Here is a 14,535-nt window from a genome sequence, read left to right as displayed (position 1 = left end):
GGCCGTCCCAGCAGGGGCGGCCTGCTCCAACTGGTGCTAGGCACTTTTCCTACAGCGGCCTACAATCCCCGTCCTTGATTTTCATCGCCGTCCATTCCGATGCCGACCTGTACGCTGCACCCCCTGCCCTACCAACCCGACCCTGCGCACTACTTCAGCCGCTTGCGCCTGGCCCCCGGCGCCATCCTGCTCGACAGCGCCCGCCCGGTCGCCGAGCGCGGGCGCTTCGACCTGTTCAGTGCCTGGCCACTGCAACAACTGCAAGCGCAGGACGGCGAAAGCGGTGAACACTATCTGCAGCGGCTGCGCCAGGCCCTGGCAGGACTCGGCGAGGCTACATTGCCCGACGATAGCGAACTGCCGTTCGCCGGCGGACTGATCGGCTACCTGAGCTATGACTTCGGCAGGCGCCTGGAGCATCTACCGCAGCAGGCGACAGACGACCTCGGCCTGCCCGATGCGCAACTGGGCCTGTACGCCTGGGCCGCCATCACCGACCACCAACTGCGCACCAGCCAATTGGTGTTCCATCCCGCCTTGGCCGACAGCGAACGCCAGCGCCTGATCCGCCTGTTCGAGGAGGATGACGCGCCACTCAGCGGAACCTTCAAGCTGCTGTCTCCAATGCAGGGCGATCTTCGTGCCGAGCAGTACCACGCAGCCTTCGATCAGGTACAACGCTATATCCACGCCGGCGACTGCTACCAGATCAACCTCACGCAGCGCTTTCGCGCCCCCTGCCAGGGCGATCCGTGGCACGCCTACCAGGCGCTGCGCAGCGCCTGCCCGACGCCGTTCTCGGGCTTCCAGCAACTGAGCCCCGACAGCGCGCTGCTGAGCTTTTCGCCGGAGCGCTTCATCCGCGTCAGCCAGGGCGACGTCGAGACCCGCCCGATCAAGGGCACCCGACCACGCTCGACAGACCCGGAGCAAGACCTGCGCAACGCCCGCGAGCTGCAAGCCAGCACCAAGGACCGCTCGGAGAACCTGATGATCGTTGACCTGTTGCGCAACGACATCGGCCGTACCTGCGAGATCGGCTCGGTGAAGGTGCCGGAGCTGTTCAGCCTCGAGAGCTATCCCAACGTCCACCACCTGGTCAGCAGCGTCACCGGGCGCCTGGCCGCCGACAAGGATGCACTGGACCTGATCGCTGGCAGCTTCCCCGGCGGCTCGATCACCGGGGCTCCGAAGATCCGTGCCATGCAGATCATCGATGAACTGGAGCCGACACGCCGGGCACTGTACTGCGGCTCGCTGCTATACCTCGACGTGCGCGGCGAGATGGACAGCTCGATCGCCATCCGCAGCCTGCTGGTCAAGGAGGGCCAGGTCAGTTGCTGGGGCGGTGGCGCGGTGGTGGCTGATTCGGCGTGGGAAGCCGAGTACGAGGAGTCGATTGCCAAGGTGCGGGTGTTGATGGAGACCTTGCAGGGGCTATAGCCGATGATCCGCCCGCGAAGCGGGCGTCACCTATTCGAGCCCGTCTACCCCGCCATTTTTTGTTACCATCGACCCATTACGAGCGCACAGCGCCATACACACGATGGAAACCGCCTGATGAGCCAACCCTTCGACGTCGCCGCCCTGGCCGCGACCTATGCCAGCAAGTCCCCGCAGGACATTCTCAAGCTCGCCTTCGAACACTTCGGCGACGACCTGTGGATCTCCTTCAGCGGTGCCGAGGACGTGGTGCTGGTCGACATGGCCTGGAAGCTGAACAAGCAAGTCAAGGTGTTCAGCCTCGACACCGGTCGCCTGCACCCGGAAACCTACCGCTTCATCGACCAGGTTCGCGAGCAGTACAACCTGCCGATCGAGATCCTCAGCCCGGACCGCGCCAAGCTCGACCCATTCGTCAAGGAAAAGGGCCTGTTCAGCTTCTACAAGGATGGCCATGGCGAATGCTGTGGCATCCGCAAGATCGAGCCGCTGCGTCGCAAGCTGGCCACCGTCAGCGCCTGGGCAACCGGCCAGCGCCGCGATCAGAGCCCTGGCACCCGCAGCCAGGTTGCAGCACTGGAGATCGATTCGGCGTTCTCGACACCCGAACGCACCCTGTACAAGTTCAACCCTCTGGCACAGATGAGCAGCGCGGAAGTCTGGGGTTATATCCGCATGCTCGAGCTGCCTTACAACAGCCTGCATGAGCGCGGCTTCATCAGCATCGGCTGCGAACCTTGCACGCGCCCGGTGCTGCCGAACCAGCACGAGCGCGAGGGGCGCTGGTGGTGGGAGGAGTCGACGCAGAAGGAATGCGGATTGCACGCGGGCAACCTGATCAGCAAGGCCTGAAAACAAACGGGGCAAGCCCGCGCCTACACAAAATCTGTAGGAGCGGGCTCGCCCCGCGACGGGGCCGCAACGCGGCCCCTGCTTCATGCCAATTCAGTGCACGGGTAACTCAACCCCTTCAAACAGCTCTTCGAGCTCCTGCTTGTTGTGGCACTGGATGGCCTTGGCCATCACTTCGCGGGTCAGGTGCGGTGCGAACTTTTCAATGAAATCGCACATGAAGCCACGCAGGAAGGTGCCACGGCGGAAGCCGATCTTGGTGATGCTGGCTTCGAACAGCTCGCTCGCATCCAGGCACACCAGGTCGCTGTCGAGCTTCGGATCGACCGCCATCTTCGCGACGATACCCACGCCCAGACCGAGGCGCACATACGTCTTGATCACGTCGGCGTCTGCGGCGGTGAACACCACCTTCGGCGTCAGGCCGCGATGGTTGAACGCTTCGTCGAGCTTGGAGCGGCCCGTGAAACCGAACACATAGGTGACGATCGGGTACTCGGCCACCGCTTCGAGGGTCAGCTTCGGCAGCTTGGTCAGCGGATGCCCCTGGGGCACCACCACGCAACGGTTCCATTTGTAGCACGGCATCATGATCAGATCGCCGAACAGCTCCAGCGCCTCGGTAGCGATGGCGAAATCGACAGTGCCGTCAGCGGCCATCTCGGCAATCTGCATCGGCGAGCCCTGGTGCATGTGCAGGGATACTTCGGGGTACTGCTTGATGAAGTTGCTGATCACCGGAGGCAGGGCATAGCGGGCCTGGGTGTGAGTGGTCGCGATGGACAGCGTGCCCTTCTTCTCGTTGGAGAACTCCTGGGCGATCTGCTTGATGCTTTCGACCTTGCGCAGGATCTCGCCAGCGGTGGTGATGATGCGCTCGCCCGCCGGGGTGACGCGGGTCAGGTGCTTGCCGCTGCGGGCGAAGACTTCTACACCCAGTTCGTCCTCGAGGAGACGGATCTGCTTGCTGATCCCGGGCTGAGACGTGTACAGGCTCTGCGCAGTCGCGGAGACGTTGAGGTCGTGGTGCGCTACTTCCCAGATATAGCGCAGTTGTTGAAGCTTCATAGATTCCCCTCGAATCAGCGGTAGGTCACCGGCTGCTGGCAGCAACGATTTATAACTATATTAGTGGTAAGAGAAATAAATCTAGAACTATTTTGTTACACCCCAAGGAAAAGACCTACCGCCAGCCTCAGACTTTCCTACGCCCCAAATGCTGTGCCAACGGCACCATGTATACCGGCACCGGGGACAGTTGCAGCAGCCGCACCGCTGTGCGACCAATCGGTACATCGACACCCGCGCCCTCGGCGTGACTGCCGAAGATCAACAGGTCGACCGCCAGGCGCTGGGCCTGCTCCAGAATCACTTGCGCCGGATCGCCCTGGCGCACTCGCACGGCCTTGATCACTGCCAGATCGGCCGCCTCGCCCAATTCCTCACGAAAATTTTCCAGCACCTGCTGCTCGATGTTGGCCATCACCGTATTGACCCCTTGGGAGTGAAGGCGGTCGAGGGTCTGCTCATCGAGATAGCTTTGCAGCAACGACTCGGCGAACTGGCCCATGGGTTCGACGGCGTGGATCACGTACAACTCTGCGTTGAAGGTCCGCGCCAAGGCCAGGGCGTGTTGCATGACGAAGGGCGCATACACGCCGAGATCGGTGGCGTACAGCATGGAACGGATCATTCGGCCTCCTCCACTGCCGCGGGGGCAGAGCAAGCTACAGCTTAGCAGTGCCGTGGAGAGCCGCTTCGCCGTCCGGCGCAGCGGCCAGCCATAGGCTTCAGCCCGCGCAGTTGCGCCGGTCGATGAACGCCAGCGCCTGGTACAGCGCCTCCATCTTCGGCAAGTGGCAACCGGCCTCGCGAGCACGGGCCAGGGGCTCGCCGTAGATCACCTGCAACTCCAGCGGCCGCTGCTGAGCGTGATCGTGGTACATGCTCGGCCAGTAGTCAGGCATCTGCTCGGTGACCCGGAACAGGTGCTCGGCATAGCCCTCCGGCAGGATATGCCCGCAGGCCCGTGCGCCCTCGACCACTTCGGCCATCAGCCCGCGAACCAGCGCGCGGCTGTCGGGATCAGTCATCAGAGGCGTCGTGCTGGCCTGCAGCAACACTGACAGGCCGTTGTACGGCACATTCCACACCAGCTTCTGCCAGCGCGCTTGAGCGAGGTTGTCCATTGGTTGCGAGTCGACGCCCGCCGCGCGGAACAATTCGGCGCCCTCGGCGACGATGGCTGCGCCGCGGTCATCGCTGGGACCGCTGTGGTAACCCAGGTTGACCGCGCCAAGCGCCTGGTGGCGGATCACCCCAGGCGCTTCGCGGTTCACACAGATAAAGCACAGCCCCCCGAGCAGGTGCATGTCATCGCGCAACGCGCCACGCAACTGCTCCTCGACGCCCAGGCCATTCTGCAGCAACACCACCCTTGCACCGGGCGCAGCCGCCTGGACGATCAGCGGCGCCAATTCGGCGTTGCTGGTGGCCTTGGTGCCGATCAGCAACCAGTCGCACGGCGGCATGTCGCTGGCCGAGGCATAAGCCTGGACGTCCATCTGCAACTCCCCGTGCACAGCGCTGCGCAGCGTAAGCCCGTGCTCATGCACCACGCCATATTCGCTGCGCAGCAGAAAGTGCACGTCAAAACCGGCACGCGCCAGCATCAGCCCATAGAAGCCACCGATGGCACCGCTACCGATGATGCCGATGCGTTTGTTACGAGGATCCATACCGCTCTCCTGTCGAAGCGATGACTGTCTGTCCGATTTTTTTCAGCGAATCAGCCGGTTTGCGATCCTTCACTATACTCAGGCGATGAAGGTCAAATAATCGACACGGAGTCGACGATGTGTGGATTTCTGCCTCACCCTGACGGGATTCCGCTCGAGCTGAATCTTCGCCCATCTCCCAGCCTGTTCCGTCGGCACCTGCATACCCTGGGGCTTGGCGGCATCGCTTGCAACCACCCGCGTGCCTACCGTCGCGGCACTGCGGTGGAAGTGGTCATTCCGTCATTGGGCGCACAGGCGCGCTATGCCGGTTATGTTGCCTGGTGCCAGCAGCTGGATGCAGGCTACCGCGTGGGCATCGCCTTCACCGACGACCAGGCCCTGTTCGGCGCGCGCATGGGTGAGCAGGTTTGCCATATTCATCATTATTGCCAAGTGCACCAGCAACATGACCTGCACGGCGAACAGGCGCAGGTGCTGGCGCAGCAGTGGATCGCCCAGCATGGCGCCGAATTTTCCGAAGCAGCGCTGGTGGGCGAACACCCCCTGATGTCGACCCCCTCGGCGAGCCCCCTGCGCGATCCTTGTATCGCGATCGGCCTGCAAGGCAGCTCGCGCACGGCCAGGGCACCTTTTCAGCGCTGACGGCCCCCTGCCCATTGTCGCGCCCGATGTAACGCGCTAAGGTTCGGCTCCCCGCTGCGAACAATCTGCTGCTGGGCCGCACGGGGTTTGCTGGCGGCCGGCACCCGTGACCTGACGAGTAACACGATGGCTGATTTACCGATCGATGACCTCAACGTTGCCTCCAACGAGACCCTGATCACCCCCGATCAGCTGAAGAAAGAGATTCCCCTCAGCGCCAAGGCCCTGCAGACCGTGACTGCCGGCCGTGAAGTGGTGCGCAACATCCTCGACGGCAAGGACCATCGCCTGTTCGTCGTGATCGGCCCCTGCTCGATCCACGACATCAAGGCCGCCCACGAGTACGCCGATCGCCTCAAGGTACTGGCCGAAGAAGTCTCCGACACCCTCTATCTGGTCATGCGTGTGTATTTCGAGAAGCCTCGTACCACCGTCGGCTGGAAAGGCTTGATCAACGATCCGTACCTGGATGACTCGTTCAAGATCCAGGACGGCCTGCACATTGGTCGCCAATTGCTGCTGGATCTGGCCGAGAAGGGTCTGCCGACCGCGACCGAAGCCCTCGACCCGATCTCCCCGCAATACCTGCAGGACCTGATCAGCTGGTCGGCCATCGGTGCCCGTACCACCGAATCGCAAACCCACCGTGAAATGGCCTCGGGCCTGTCTTCAGCGGTCGGCTTCAAGAACGGCACCGACGGCGGCCTGACCGTGGCAATCAACGCCCTGCAGTCGGTGTCCAAGCCCCACCGCTTCCTGGGCATCAACCAGGAAGGCGGCGTGTCGATCGTCACCACCAAAGGCAACGCCTACGGCCACGTGGTGCTGCGTGGTGGCAACGGCAAACCCAACTACGATTCGGTCAGCGTTGCCCTGTGCGAACAGGATCTGGCCAAGGCCAAGATCAAGGCCAACATCATGGTCGACTGCAGCCACGCCAACTCCAACAAGGACCCGGCCCTGCAACCGCTGGTGATGGAGAACGTCGCCAACCAGATTCTGGAAGGCAACCAGTCGATCATCGGCCTGATGGTCGAAAGCCACCTGAACTGGGGCTGCCAGGCCATTCCGAAAAACCTGGAAGACCTGCAATACGGTGTTTCGGTGACCGACGCCTGCATCGACTGGGCCGCCACCGAGAAGAGCCTGCGCAGTATGCACGCCAAGCTCAAGGATGTGCTGCCCAAGCGCCAGCGCGGCTGATACGCACCAACGAAAACGCCGGGCAGATGCCCGGCGTTTTCGTTGGTGCGGTGTCGATTCAGGCCTTGGTCGAGTGGCGCTGCTGGCGCTCCATGTAATGCTCGACATAAGAACATGATGGAATGACGGTGTATCCCATCTGCTCGGCGTACTCAAGGGCCTTTTCAGTCAGGGCCGCGGCGATACCGCGACCGCGCAGGGCGTTGGGGACGAAGGTGCGATAGATATCCAGCGTCTGCTTGCCCAGGTCCATGTACGTCAGGTAGGCACGATGACCGTCCACATTGGTCTCGAACTGATGACCGGCCTGGTCATGGTGGATGGTCAGCGCTTCACTCATCACTACTCCTCGCAGGTCTTTTGGCAGACCTTTGCCTTGACCGATGGTTTATCCGGCGGAGGAACCTCAACGCCACTCATGCCCCTTGGACCCTGGTCCATCAGCAATCGTTCGACGCCCGGGACACCCAAATAGTAGGCGTGCAACGCGGGATTGCTCAAGATGCACATGGCTAAAAATTCCATGAAAGCGGGTTGGGCCGCCGGTGCCGGTCGACACCAAACAGCCTGCCGGATGTTCTACGGGTTAAGACGTTTGAGGACCGTGAAAGTCACCCTTAGTTCAACAAAAAGTTTCCTTGGTACAACCGCTTGCGTCCGATTTTCGAGGCCTTCACACTTTCTTTACAAACCCCGTCACACGCGGCCCGTGGCAACATTTTTTTTGCAGTTCTTGCGCTCTGTCAGTTTACTTACTACAAGTAATGGGTACTATGTACGCCGGCCAGTTTCTCTTTTCCGAGAGATGGCTATTTAATAGAAAGTCCTTGAAGGGGAACACGATGAACAACGTTCTGAAATTCTCTGCTCTGGCTCTGGCCGCAGTTCTGGCTACCGGTTGCAGCAGCGTATCCAAAGAAACCGAAGCTCGTCTGACTGCGACTGAAGACGCAGCAGCTCGCGCTCAAGCCCGTGCTGACGAAGCCTACCGTAAGGCTGACGACGCTCTGGCAGCCGCTCAGAAGGCTCAGCAGACCGCTGACGAAGCCAACGAGCGCGCTCTGCGTATGCTGGACAAAGCCAGCCGCAAGTAATAATCCTCACGGATTGTTATGGAGCCGGCCCACTTGTGGGCCGGCTTTTTTATTGCCCGAAGAACGCCCCTTCTCCACGCCGACTCCCGTCACCCGAAAAACAAAAAGGCCTGCACGATGGCAGGCCTTTCGGTTCACGCAGGCAAGGGCTTACTGTAGCTCTGGCGGGATGCTCGACACCATCGGTGCGGCACCCTGGCCATTCACCGGGACGGCGATTTCGACCGGCATGCCATCCTCGGCGGCCACCACGTCACGAACCATGTCCCAGTTCATACGCAGGTTGTTGGCCAGGTCTTCACGCTTGAGCAGCGCATTGATGACGGCCGTGTGCTTGTCGACCACCGACGGGTTGCCATGGTCGTCCAGCGGCGTGTGCGCCTCGAGATAGACCTTGCCACCACTAACGCCGAACTTGTAAGGCTCGTTGATGATCCGCACCGGGGTGCCCACCGGCACCATCTTGGAGAGTGCCACAACATTGTTGTTGAGCATGCGGAAGCAGCCATGGCTGGTGCGCATGCCGATGCCGAACTTCTTGTTCGAGCCGTGGATCAGGTAGCCCGGCAGGCCCAGGGTGAACTTGAACGGACCCAGCGGGTTATCCGGGCCAGCCGGCACGACGGCAGGCAGGATATCGCCGTCAGCGGCGTGTTCGGCGCGAATCGAGGCCGGCGGCGTCCAGGTCGGGTTTGGTGTCTTGGCGGTGATCTTGGTGATCGCGATCGGCGAACCCCAGCCTTCACGACCGATCCCCAACGGGAAGGTGTGCACCACGTTCTCGCCTTTCGGATAGTAGTACAGGCGGTACTCGGCCAGGTTGATGACGATCCCCTCGCGTGGCCCGGGTGGCAGGACGTAACGGGTCGGCAGGATGATTTCGGTACCGGCGCCAGGCAACCAGGGATCGACGCCCGGGTTCGCGGCGATCATCTCCAGGTAACCCAGGTCGTTGGCGGTGCCGATGTCGGCGAAGGTGTCTTCGTACTTGGCCTTGATCGTCCGGACCTGGCCGACGACGTCTTCGCCGGGCGGTGGCAATGGCAGCTCCAGCGCGACGGCAGGGCCGGTCAGCAGCAAGGCGGCCAGGGACAGGCAACGGGTGACGGCGGGAAAGCGCGGCAACATCCGGTAAATCCTTCGAAAGAGGGTTCAAGACATTCGATTGTACACCCGCCCGGATTCAAGCGGGAGGCATCGGCAGGCGTTGCAAGGGTTACAAATGATGAAAGGTGAGCTCAGAGCTCCGGCCACACCGGACGCGTACCCCGCCGCTGGGCATCGAGAATGGCCCGGCATAGCGGGCACAGGCGTTCGTCGCGATAGACCGCGCGCTCGACCGACGACCAGCGCGGCTGCGCCGGCAGCAGGCCGCCACACAAAGTGCGGTCGACCGGAGCGCCCAGTTCGAGCTGGCGGGCGGCGAGATGGACACGGACTTCCTGGCAGGCGAACAGGTCGAGCTGCTCGTCGGGCTCGATCAATTGGTAGGCATACAGGGACCAGGCGGGGCGTGGCATCGGGGGCACTCGAAACGGGGGGCGCAACATTAGCCGAAAGCGGCCCCCGATAAAAGCGTCAGAGCAAGGGTTTTATCGTCGGCCAGGCATTATCGAGCAAGCGCTGCTGGGCGCCCTGGGCCGGATGGATGCCGTCGGCCTGCATCATCTCCGCCACCCCACCTATGCCCTCCAGAAAGAACGGCACCAAGGCCACCTTCTTTTCCTTCGCCAACTGCTCATAGACCTGGGCGAACGCGGTGGTGTAGCGCACGCCATAATTCGGTGGCAAGCGCATGCCGAGCAACACCACCTTGGCGCCGGCCTCACGGGAGCGATCAATCATCGAGGCAAGATTTTGTTGCAATTGTTGTGGCGGTTGCCCACGCAGCCCGTCGTTCCCGCCCAACTCCAGCACCACCAGATCAGGCTTGTGCGCTGCAAGCAGCGCCGGCAGCCGCGCCTGGCCACCTGCGCTGGTGTCGCCACTGATCGAGGCATTGACCACACGGTCGGTGAAACCCTCGTCCTTCAGGCGTTGCTCCAGGAGCGCGACCCATCCCTGGCGGGTATCCAGGCCAAAACCGGCACTGATACTATCGCCGACAACCAGCAACGTTCCCGCCGCCGCGCCCTGGGCCAGGCAAAACAGGGCCAGACCGGCACTCAACCACCACATTCGCATCGGATTCTCCATGGGCCCCAGCATTCTCGTTGCGCAGAACCTTAGCAAAGTGGTCCCCAGCGCGGAAGGCGACCTCACCATCCTCCACCCGCTTTCTCTCGACCTCGACCAGGGCGACAGCCTGGCCATCGTCGGTGCATCCGGCTCGGGCAAGTCGACCCTGCTCGGCCTGCTCGCAGGCCTTGACCGCCCCAGTGATGGCAGTGTCGTGCTCGCCGGCCACGACCTTGGCCCCCTGGACGAAGACCAGCGCGCACGGGTGCGTGCCGAACACGTCGGTTTCGTGTTCCAGTCGTTCCAGTTGCTCGACAGCCTCAATGCCTTGGAAAACGTCATGCTGCCCCTGGAGCTGGACGGTCGCCGCGACGCCCGCGAGCAGGCCCGCACCCTGCTCGAACGGGTCGGCCTGGGCCAGCGCCTGAGCCACACCCCACGCCAGCTGTCCGGCGGCGAGCAGCAACGGGTGGCGATCGCCCGTGCGTTCGCGGCGCACCCGGCAGTACTGTTCGCCGACGAGCCCACCGGCAATCTCGACAGCCATACCGGCGAGCGCATCAGCGACCTGCTGTTCGAGCTCAACAAGGAACGCGGCACCACCTTGGTGCTGGTGACCCATGACGAGCGGCTGGCCAAGCGCTGCCGTCGCCTGATCCGCCTGGACGCCGGACGCCTGGTGGCGCCCCTGGAGCCATGATGACCCGCCTGCCGTTCATGCGCCTGTGCGCCCTGGCCCTGCGCCAACTGCTGCGTGACGCCCGCGCCAGTGAAGTGCGAGTACTGTTCTTCGCGCTCCTGGTGGCCGTCGCCGCCAGCACCGCCATTGGTTACTTCGGCGCCCGCCTCAACGGTGCCATGCAATTGCGGGCCAGCGAATTCCTCGCTGCTGACCTTGTGCTGCAAGGGTCGTCCGCCGCCCAGGCGGCGCAGATCGATGCCGGTACTTCGCGTGGCCTGACCCACGCCCGCGTGGTGGAGTTCACCAGCGTGGTGGCCGCCGATGCCGGTATCCAGTTGTCGAGCATCAAGGCCATCGACCCGGCCTATCCACTGCGTGGCCAACTGCGCAGCGCCGCAACGCCCTATGGCAGCGAGACGGCCGGCGGCGGGCCGGCGGCCGGCGAAGCCTGGGTCGAGGCGCGCCTGTTGGCGGCACTGGGGCTATCGCTGGGCGACAGCATCGACGTCGGCATGAAGACCCTGCGCATGACCCGCGTGCTGACCTACGAACCGGATCGCGCCGGCAACTTCTACAGCCTCACCCCACGCGTGCTGATGAACATCGCTGACTTGGACGCCACCGGCGTGATCCAGCCAGGAAGCCGGGTCACCTATCGCGACCTGTGGCGCGGCGAGCCGGACACCCTGGTGCAATATCGCCAGGCGGTGGAGAAGGATCTTGCCGCCAACCAGCGGCTGCTCGACACCCGGGATGGCAACCGCCAGATCGGCGGCGCCCTGGGTCGCGCCGAACGCTACCTGAACATGGCCAGCCTGGTCGCGGTGCTGCTGGCCGGTGTGGCCGTGGCGCTGTCGGCCAGTCGCTATGCCGCCCGCCGCCTGGACGCCAGCGCCCTGCTGCGCTGCCTGGGGCTGTCACGACACCAGGCGCTGGGCCTGTACTCGCTGCAACTGGCGATGCTGGGGCTGGTCGCGGCGCTCGCCGGCGCCCTGCTTGGCTGGCTCGCGCAACTGGGTCTGTTCGCCCTCCTGCAGGGGCTGCTGCCCAGTACCGTTCCGCCGGGCGGCATCGCCCCGGCACTGGCTGGCATCGGCACCGGCCTGGTGGCGCTGGCCGGCTTCGCCCTGCCTCCGCTCGCCGCTCTGGGCCGGGTACCGCCCTTGCGCGTGCTGCGCCGTGACCTGCTGCCGGTGCCGCCCAGCAGTTGGCTGGTCTATGGCGCCGCATTGTTCGCCCTTGGCCTGATCATGTGGCGCCTGAGCCTGGACCTGCTGCTGACCTTCGCCCTGCTCGGCGGCGGCCTGATCGCCGCGCTGCTGCTTGGTGGCCTGCTACTGCTGGGCCTGCGCAGCCTACGCCGGTTACTGGTCGGCTCGCCGCTGCCCTGGCGCCTGGGGCTGGGTCAGTTGCTGCGCCATCCGCTGGCAGCCGCCGGCCAGGCGTTGGCCTTCGGCTTGATCCTGCTGGCCATGGCCCTGGTCGCGCTACTGCGCGCCGAGCTGCTGGACAACTGGCAGGCGCAACTACCCAAGGATGCCCCCAACCACTTCGCGCTGAACATCCTGCCAGACGAGCGCGAACCCTTTGCCCAGCGCCTGCGCGAGGTAAATGCCACCTCGGCGCCGCTGTACCCAGTGATCCCCGGCCGCCTCACCCACATCAACGATCAGCCGGTACAGCAGCTGGTGAGCAAGGAATCTACCGGCGATCGTGCCGTGCAGCGCGACCTGAGCCTGACCTGGGCCGCCGAACTGCCCCAGGGCAATGCCTTGAGCGAAGGCGATTGGTGGCAGACGCCACCGCCGACCGACGGGCCACCCGCGGTATCGGTCGAGGCGGAGCTGGCCGCAAGCCTCAAGCTCAAGCTGGGTGACCTGCTGACCTTCGACATCGGCGGCGAGCACCGCCAGGCACGGGTCAGCAGCCTGCGTGCGGTGCACTGGGACAGCTTCCAGCCGAACTTCTACATGATCTTCCAGCCCGGCACCTTGCAAGGTTTGCCCGCCACCTACCTGACCAGCTTCTACCTCGCGCCCGGGCACGATACCGATGTGGTCGCCCTGTCGCGGGCGTTTCCGGCGGTGACCATCCTCCAGGTCGATGCGCTGCTTGGGCAACTGCGCAGCATCCTCGCCCAGGTCACCTTGGCGGTGGAGTACGTACTGCTGTTCGTGCTCGCGGCGGGCCTTGCGGTGTTGTTCGCCGGCCTGCAGGCCACCCTGGACGAGCGTATCCGCCAAGGCGCGCTACTGCGCGCCCTGGGCGCCGGCCGTGCGCTACTGGTCAAGGCCCGGCGCATCGAGTTCGGCCTGCTTGGCGCCGCCAGCGGCCTGCTCGCTGCCCTGGGCTGCGAACTGATCACCTGGGCCCTGTACCGCTATGCCTTCGACCTGCACTGGGCGCCGCATCCCTGGCTGCTGGTACTGCCCGTGCTGGGCGCGGTCCTGGTCGGCGGGGCCGGTGTGTTCGGCACCCGGCGGGCACTCAATGCAACGCCACTGAGCGTTCTGCGCGAGACCTGAGCCGACGGCGCATGCTCGCCGTGCCTGTAAGCACGGTGAGCAGCACCATCGGCGCGCCCACCAGCCATGCCAACTGGCTCACATCCAAATGCGGCCAGTGGCTGGCAAGAAAGCCATACGCCGCACCGCTGACCATCTGCAGGAAGAAGAACTGACCGGTGGACAGCCCGATATCCCGCTGCACACAACGCAGCAGCCCTGCCTGGGTCGCCGGAATCACCATGCCAGTGCTCAACAGGATTGCCATCATCGGAACCACGAACGCTCCCGCCACCGGCCCTGCCAGGTGAACGGCCAACCACAGGCCAACCCAGCCGACAGTACCAACAGCGGCCCCGACCGCCAGGATCAGCGCCAGATCATGCTGGCGACTCAGGCGCCGGGCCAGAAAGCTGCCGGTGACATAACCCAGTGCACAGATGGCGATCAGCGCGCCGTATTCGAATGCGCTGAACCCCAGGACAACCTGGAAGGCGTAGGACGATGAAGACAGGAAGCCGAAGTAGCTCATCCAAACCAGGCTAATGCAGGCTGCATGAAAAACGAACGCAGCGTTGCCCAGGTTGCGTCCGTACACCCGCAGCACCAGGCCCGGAGTAACGCCCTGGCCTGTCCCAGGCAGGCTCGGCACCAGGCGCCAGAACACCAGCAGTACCAGCAGGTTGAATACCCCCACCAGCCCCAGAATCCCGCGCCAGCCAAACTGCGGTAGCAACGCGCCACCCAGCAACGGCGCCAGGCACGGGGTGATGGCGATGGCCGAAGCCAGCGTGGTGAGAATGCCCATGCGCTCGCGCTCGGTGAACACCTCGCGCACCACCATACGGGTGGTCACCGTGCCGACGCAGCCGCCCAATGCTTGCAGCAGGCGGCCGATCATGAAGGGCAGGAAGGACGTGGCGCTGGCCGCAAGCCCGGTACCGCACGCTGCCAGCAGCAGCCCGCCCAGTTGTACTGCCCGCGGGCCGTAGCGATCACACAGCAGCCCGGCCAGCACCATCGACAGCGCATAGCCGACCATGTACATCACCAGTGTGCTCTGCACCTGGCCAAGGCCAACCTGCAACTGCTCGGCCAGTTGCGCCGAGGCCGGCACCATGATGCCCAGCCCGACCTGCGGCACTACCACTGCGGCCAGCAAGGCCACTGACAATCCGGGCCGGTTCATGGCTGCA

Annotated in this window: 14 protein-coding genes and 1 pseudogene; 7 read left to right on the top strand and 8 right to left on the bottom strand. The window is 64.0% G+C overall.

Annotated elements, in window-relative coordinates:
* Positions 1 to 99: 99 nt before the first annotated feature.
* On the top strand, positions 100 to 1,443 hold the full coding sequence (gene pabB / locus ACNFHO_RS14940; protein ID WP_054895448.1) for an aminodeoxychorismate synthase component I: 1,344 nt from the start codon (positions 100 to 102) through the stop codon (positions 1,441 to 1,443).
* Between the two features lie 117 nt (positions 1,444 to 1,560).
* Positions 1,561 to 2,295, top strand: a complete 735-nt coding sequence (locus tag ACNFHO_RS14935; RefSeq protein WP_054895447.1) for a phosphoadenylyl-sulfate reductase — start codon at positions 1,561 to 1,563, stop codon at positions 2,293 to 2,295.
* 93 nt (positions 2,296 to 2,388) lie between these two features.
* Here ACNFHO_RS14935 and cysB read toward each other — a convergent pair whose 3' ends face one another.
* The 3 genes from cysB to ACNFHO_RS14920 all read right to left on the bottom strand — a co-directional run bounded on the left by cysB (position 2,389) and on the right by ACNFHO_RS14920 (position 5,033).
* Positions 2,389 to 3,363 carry an HTH-type transcriptional regulator CysB gene (cysB, locus tag ACNFHO_RS14930; protein WP_054895446.1) on the bottom strand — a complete coding sequence of 325 codons (975 nt, stop codon included), beginning with the start codon at positions 3,361 to 3,363 and terminating at the stop codon, positions 2,389 to 2,391.
* Positions 3,364 to 3,490: 127 nt separating this feature from the next.
* Positions 3,491 to 3,988, bottom strand: a complete 498-nt coding sequence (locus ACNFHO_RS14925; protein WP_054895445.1) for a universal stress protein — start codon at positions 3,986 to 3,988, stop codon at positions 3,491 to 3,493.
* Positions 3,989 to 4,085: 97 nt separating this feature from the next.
* Positions 4,086 to 5,033 (bottom strand): putative 2-dehydropantoate 2-reductase, encoded by a 948-nt coding sequence (locus ACNFHO_RS14920; RefSeq protein WP_063544137.1) that lies wholly within the window; start codon positions 5,031 to 5,033, stop codon positions 4,086 to 4,088.
* A gap of 117 nt (positions 5,034 to 5,150) precedes the next feature.
* On the opposite strand from ACNFHO_RS14920, the pseudogene ACNFHO_RS14915 reads away from it, so the two are divergent.
* Positions 5,151 to 5,567, top strand: a pseudogene (locus tag ACNFHO_RS14915) (PilZ domain-containing protein); the annotation flags it as partial.
* Between the two features lie 237 nt (positions 5,568 to 5,804).
* Positions 5,805 to 6,881 (top strand): 3-deoxy-7-phosphoheptulonate synthase, encoded by a 1,077-nt coding sequence (locus ACNFHO_RS14910; protein WP_054895443.1) that lies wholly within the window; start codon positions 5,805 to 5,807, stop codon positions 6,879 to 6,881.
* Positions 6,882 to 6,939: 58 nt separating this feature from the next.
* On the opposite strand, the gene ACNFHO_RS14905 is transcribed toward ACNFHO_RS14910, so the two are convergent.
* Positions 6,940 to 7,221 carry a GNAT family N-acetyltransferase gene (locus ACNFHO_RS14905; RefSeq protein ID WP_416766746.1) on the bottom strand — a complete coding sequence of 94 codons (282 nt, stop codon included), beginning with the start codon at positions 7,219 to 7,221 and terminating at the stop codon, positions 6,940 to 6,942.
* 502 nt (positions 7,222 to 7,723) lie between these two features.
* Here ACNFHO_RS14905 and oprI point away from each other — a divergent pair.
* Entirely contained in the window at positions 7,724 to 7,975 is a 252-nt protein-coding gene (oprI, locus tag ACNFHO_RS14900) for an outer membrane lipoprotei OprI (protein ID WP_003259780.1), read from the top strand.
* A 150-nt stretch (positions 7,976 to 8,125) separates the two neighbouring features.
* On the opposite strand, the gene ACNFHO_RS14895 is transcribed toward oprI, so the two are convergent.
* From ACNFHO_RS14895 to ACNFHO_RS14885, 3 genes are all read right to left on the bottom strand, one after another.
* Positions 8,126 to 9,103, bottom strand: a complete 978-nt coding sequence (locus tag ACNFHO_RS14895; protein WP_054895441.1) for a L,D-transpeptidase family protein — start codon at positions 9,101 to 9,103, stop codon at positions 8,126 to 8,128.
* Positions 9,104 to 9,213: 110 nt separating this feature from the next.
* A complete protein-coding gene (locus ACNFHO_RS14890) occupies positions 9,214 to 9,495 on the bottom strand; it encodes a hypothetical protein (RefSeq protein ID WP_054895440.1) in 282 nt (93 codons plus the stop codon).
* Between the two features lie 58 nt (positions 9,496 to 9,553).
* The gene (locus ACNFHO_RS14885) at positions 9,554 to 10,159 is read right to left on the bottom strand and encodes an arylesterase (RefSeq protein WP_112897894.1); all 606 of its coding nucleotides are present in this window, start codon (positions 10,157 to 10,159) and stop codon (positions 9,554 to 9,556) included.
* Positions 10,160 to 10,169: 10 nt separating this feature from the next.
* Between ACNFHO_RS14885 and ACNFHO_RS14880 the strand changes: the two genes are divergently transcribed.
* Both ACNFHO_RS14880 and ACNFHO_RS14875 read left to right on the top strand, forming a co-directional pair.
* Positions 10,170 to 10,853 (top strand): ABC transporter ATP-binding protein, encoded by a 684-nt coding sequence (locus ACNFHO_RS14880; protein WP_063544135.1) that lies wholly within the window; start codon positions 10,170 to 10,172, stop codon positions 10,851 to 10,853.
* The gene (locus ACNFHO_RS14875; RefSeq protein ID WP_416766745.1) at positions 10,853 to 13,360 is read left to right on the top strand and encodes an ABC transporter permease; all 2,508 of its coding nucleotides are present in this window, start codon (positions 10,853 to 10,855) and stop codon (positions 13,358 to 13,360) included. The genes ACNFHO_RS14880 and ACNFHO_RS14875 overlap by 1 nt, the downstream gene beginning before the upstream one ends.
* Here ACNFHO_RS14875 and ACNFHO_RS14870 read toward each other — a convergent pair.
* Entirely contained in the window at positions 13,323 to 14,528 is a 1,206-nt protein-coding gene (locus ACNFHO_RS14870; protein ID WP_081255220.1) for an MFS transporter, read from the bottom strand. The genes ACNFHO_RS14875 and ACNFHO_RS14870 overlap by 38 nt on opposite strands.
* Positions 14,529 to 14,535 lie beyond the last annotated feature (7 nt).

Source organism: Pseudomonas sp. NY15374, from assembly GCF_048068255.1.
GTDB classification, from domain to species: Bacteria; Pseudomonadota; Gammaproteobacteria; order Pseudomonadales; family Pseudomonadaceae; genus Aquipseudomonas; species Aquipseudomonas machongensis.
The sequence above is the reverse complement of the archived record's forward strand: the minus strand, read 5'-3'. Positions and strand labels throughout refer to the sequence as shown.

What these genes read in the sequence shown, in the direction of transcription:
- pabB (WP_054895448.1), top strand. Translation starts at nt 100, where the DNA reads ATGCCGACCTGTACGCTGCACCCCCTGCCCTACCAACCCGACCCTGCG.
- ACNFHO_RS14935 (WP_054895447.1), top strand. Translation starts at nt 1,561, where the DNA reads ATGAGCCAACCCTTCGACGTCGCCGCCCTGGCCGCGACCTATGCCAGC.
- cysB (WP_054895446.1), bottom strand. Translation starts at nt 3,363, where the DNA reads ATGAAGCTTCAACAACTGCGCTATATCTGGGAAGTAGCGCACCACGAC.
- ACNFHO_RS14925 (WP_054895445.1), bottom strand. Translation starts at nt 3,988, where the DNA reads ATGATCCGTTCCATGCTGTACGCCACCGATCTCGGCGTGTATGCGCCC.
- ACNFHO_RS14920 (WP_063544137.1), bottom strand. Translation starts at nt 5,033, where the DNA reads ATGGATCCTCGTAACAAACGCATCGGCATCATCGGTAGCGGTGCCATC.
- ACNFHO_RS14910 (WP_054895443.1), top strand. Translation starts at nt 5,805, where the DNA reads ATGGCTGATTTACCGATCGATGACCTCAACGTTGCCTCCAACGAGACC.
- ACNFHO_RS14905 (WP_416766746.1), bottom strand. Translation starts at nt 7,221, where the DNA reads ATGAGTGAAGCGCTGACCATCCACCATGACCAGGCCGGTCATCAGTTC.
- oprI (WP_003259780.1), top strand. Translation starts at nt 7,724, where the DNA reads ATGAACAACGTTCTGAAATTCTCTGCTCTGGCTCTGGCCGCAGTTCTG.
- ACNFHO_RS14895 (WP_054895441.1), bottom strand. Translation starts at nt 9,103, where the DNA reads ATGTTGCCGCGCTTTCCCGCCGTCACCCGTTGCCTGTCCCTGGCCGCC.
- ACNFHO_RS14890 (WP_054895440.1), bottom strand. Translation starts at nt 9,495, where the DNA reads ATGCCACGCCCCGCCTGGTCCCTGTATGCCTACCAATTGATCGAGCCC.
- ACNFHO_RS14885 (WP_112897894.1), bottom strand. Translation starts at nt 10,159, where the DNA reads ATGCGAATGTGGTGGTTGAGTGCCGGTCTGGCCCTGTTTTGCCTGGCC.
- ACNFHO_RS14880 (WP_063544135.1), top strand. Translation starts at nt 10,170, where the DNA reads ATGGGCCCCAGCATTCTCGTTGCGCAGAACCTTAGCAAAGTGGTCCCC.
- ACNFHO_RS14875 (WP_416766745.1), top strand. Translation starts at nt 10,853, where the DNA reads ATGACCCGCCTGCCGTTCATGCGCCTGTGCGCCCTGGCCCTGCGCCAA.
- ACNFHO_RS14870 (WP_081255220.1), bottom strand. Translation starts at nt 14,528, where the DNA reads ATGAACCGGCCCGGATTGTCAGTGGCCTTGCTGGCCGCAGTGGTAGTG.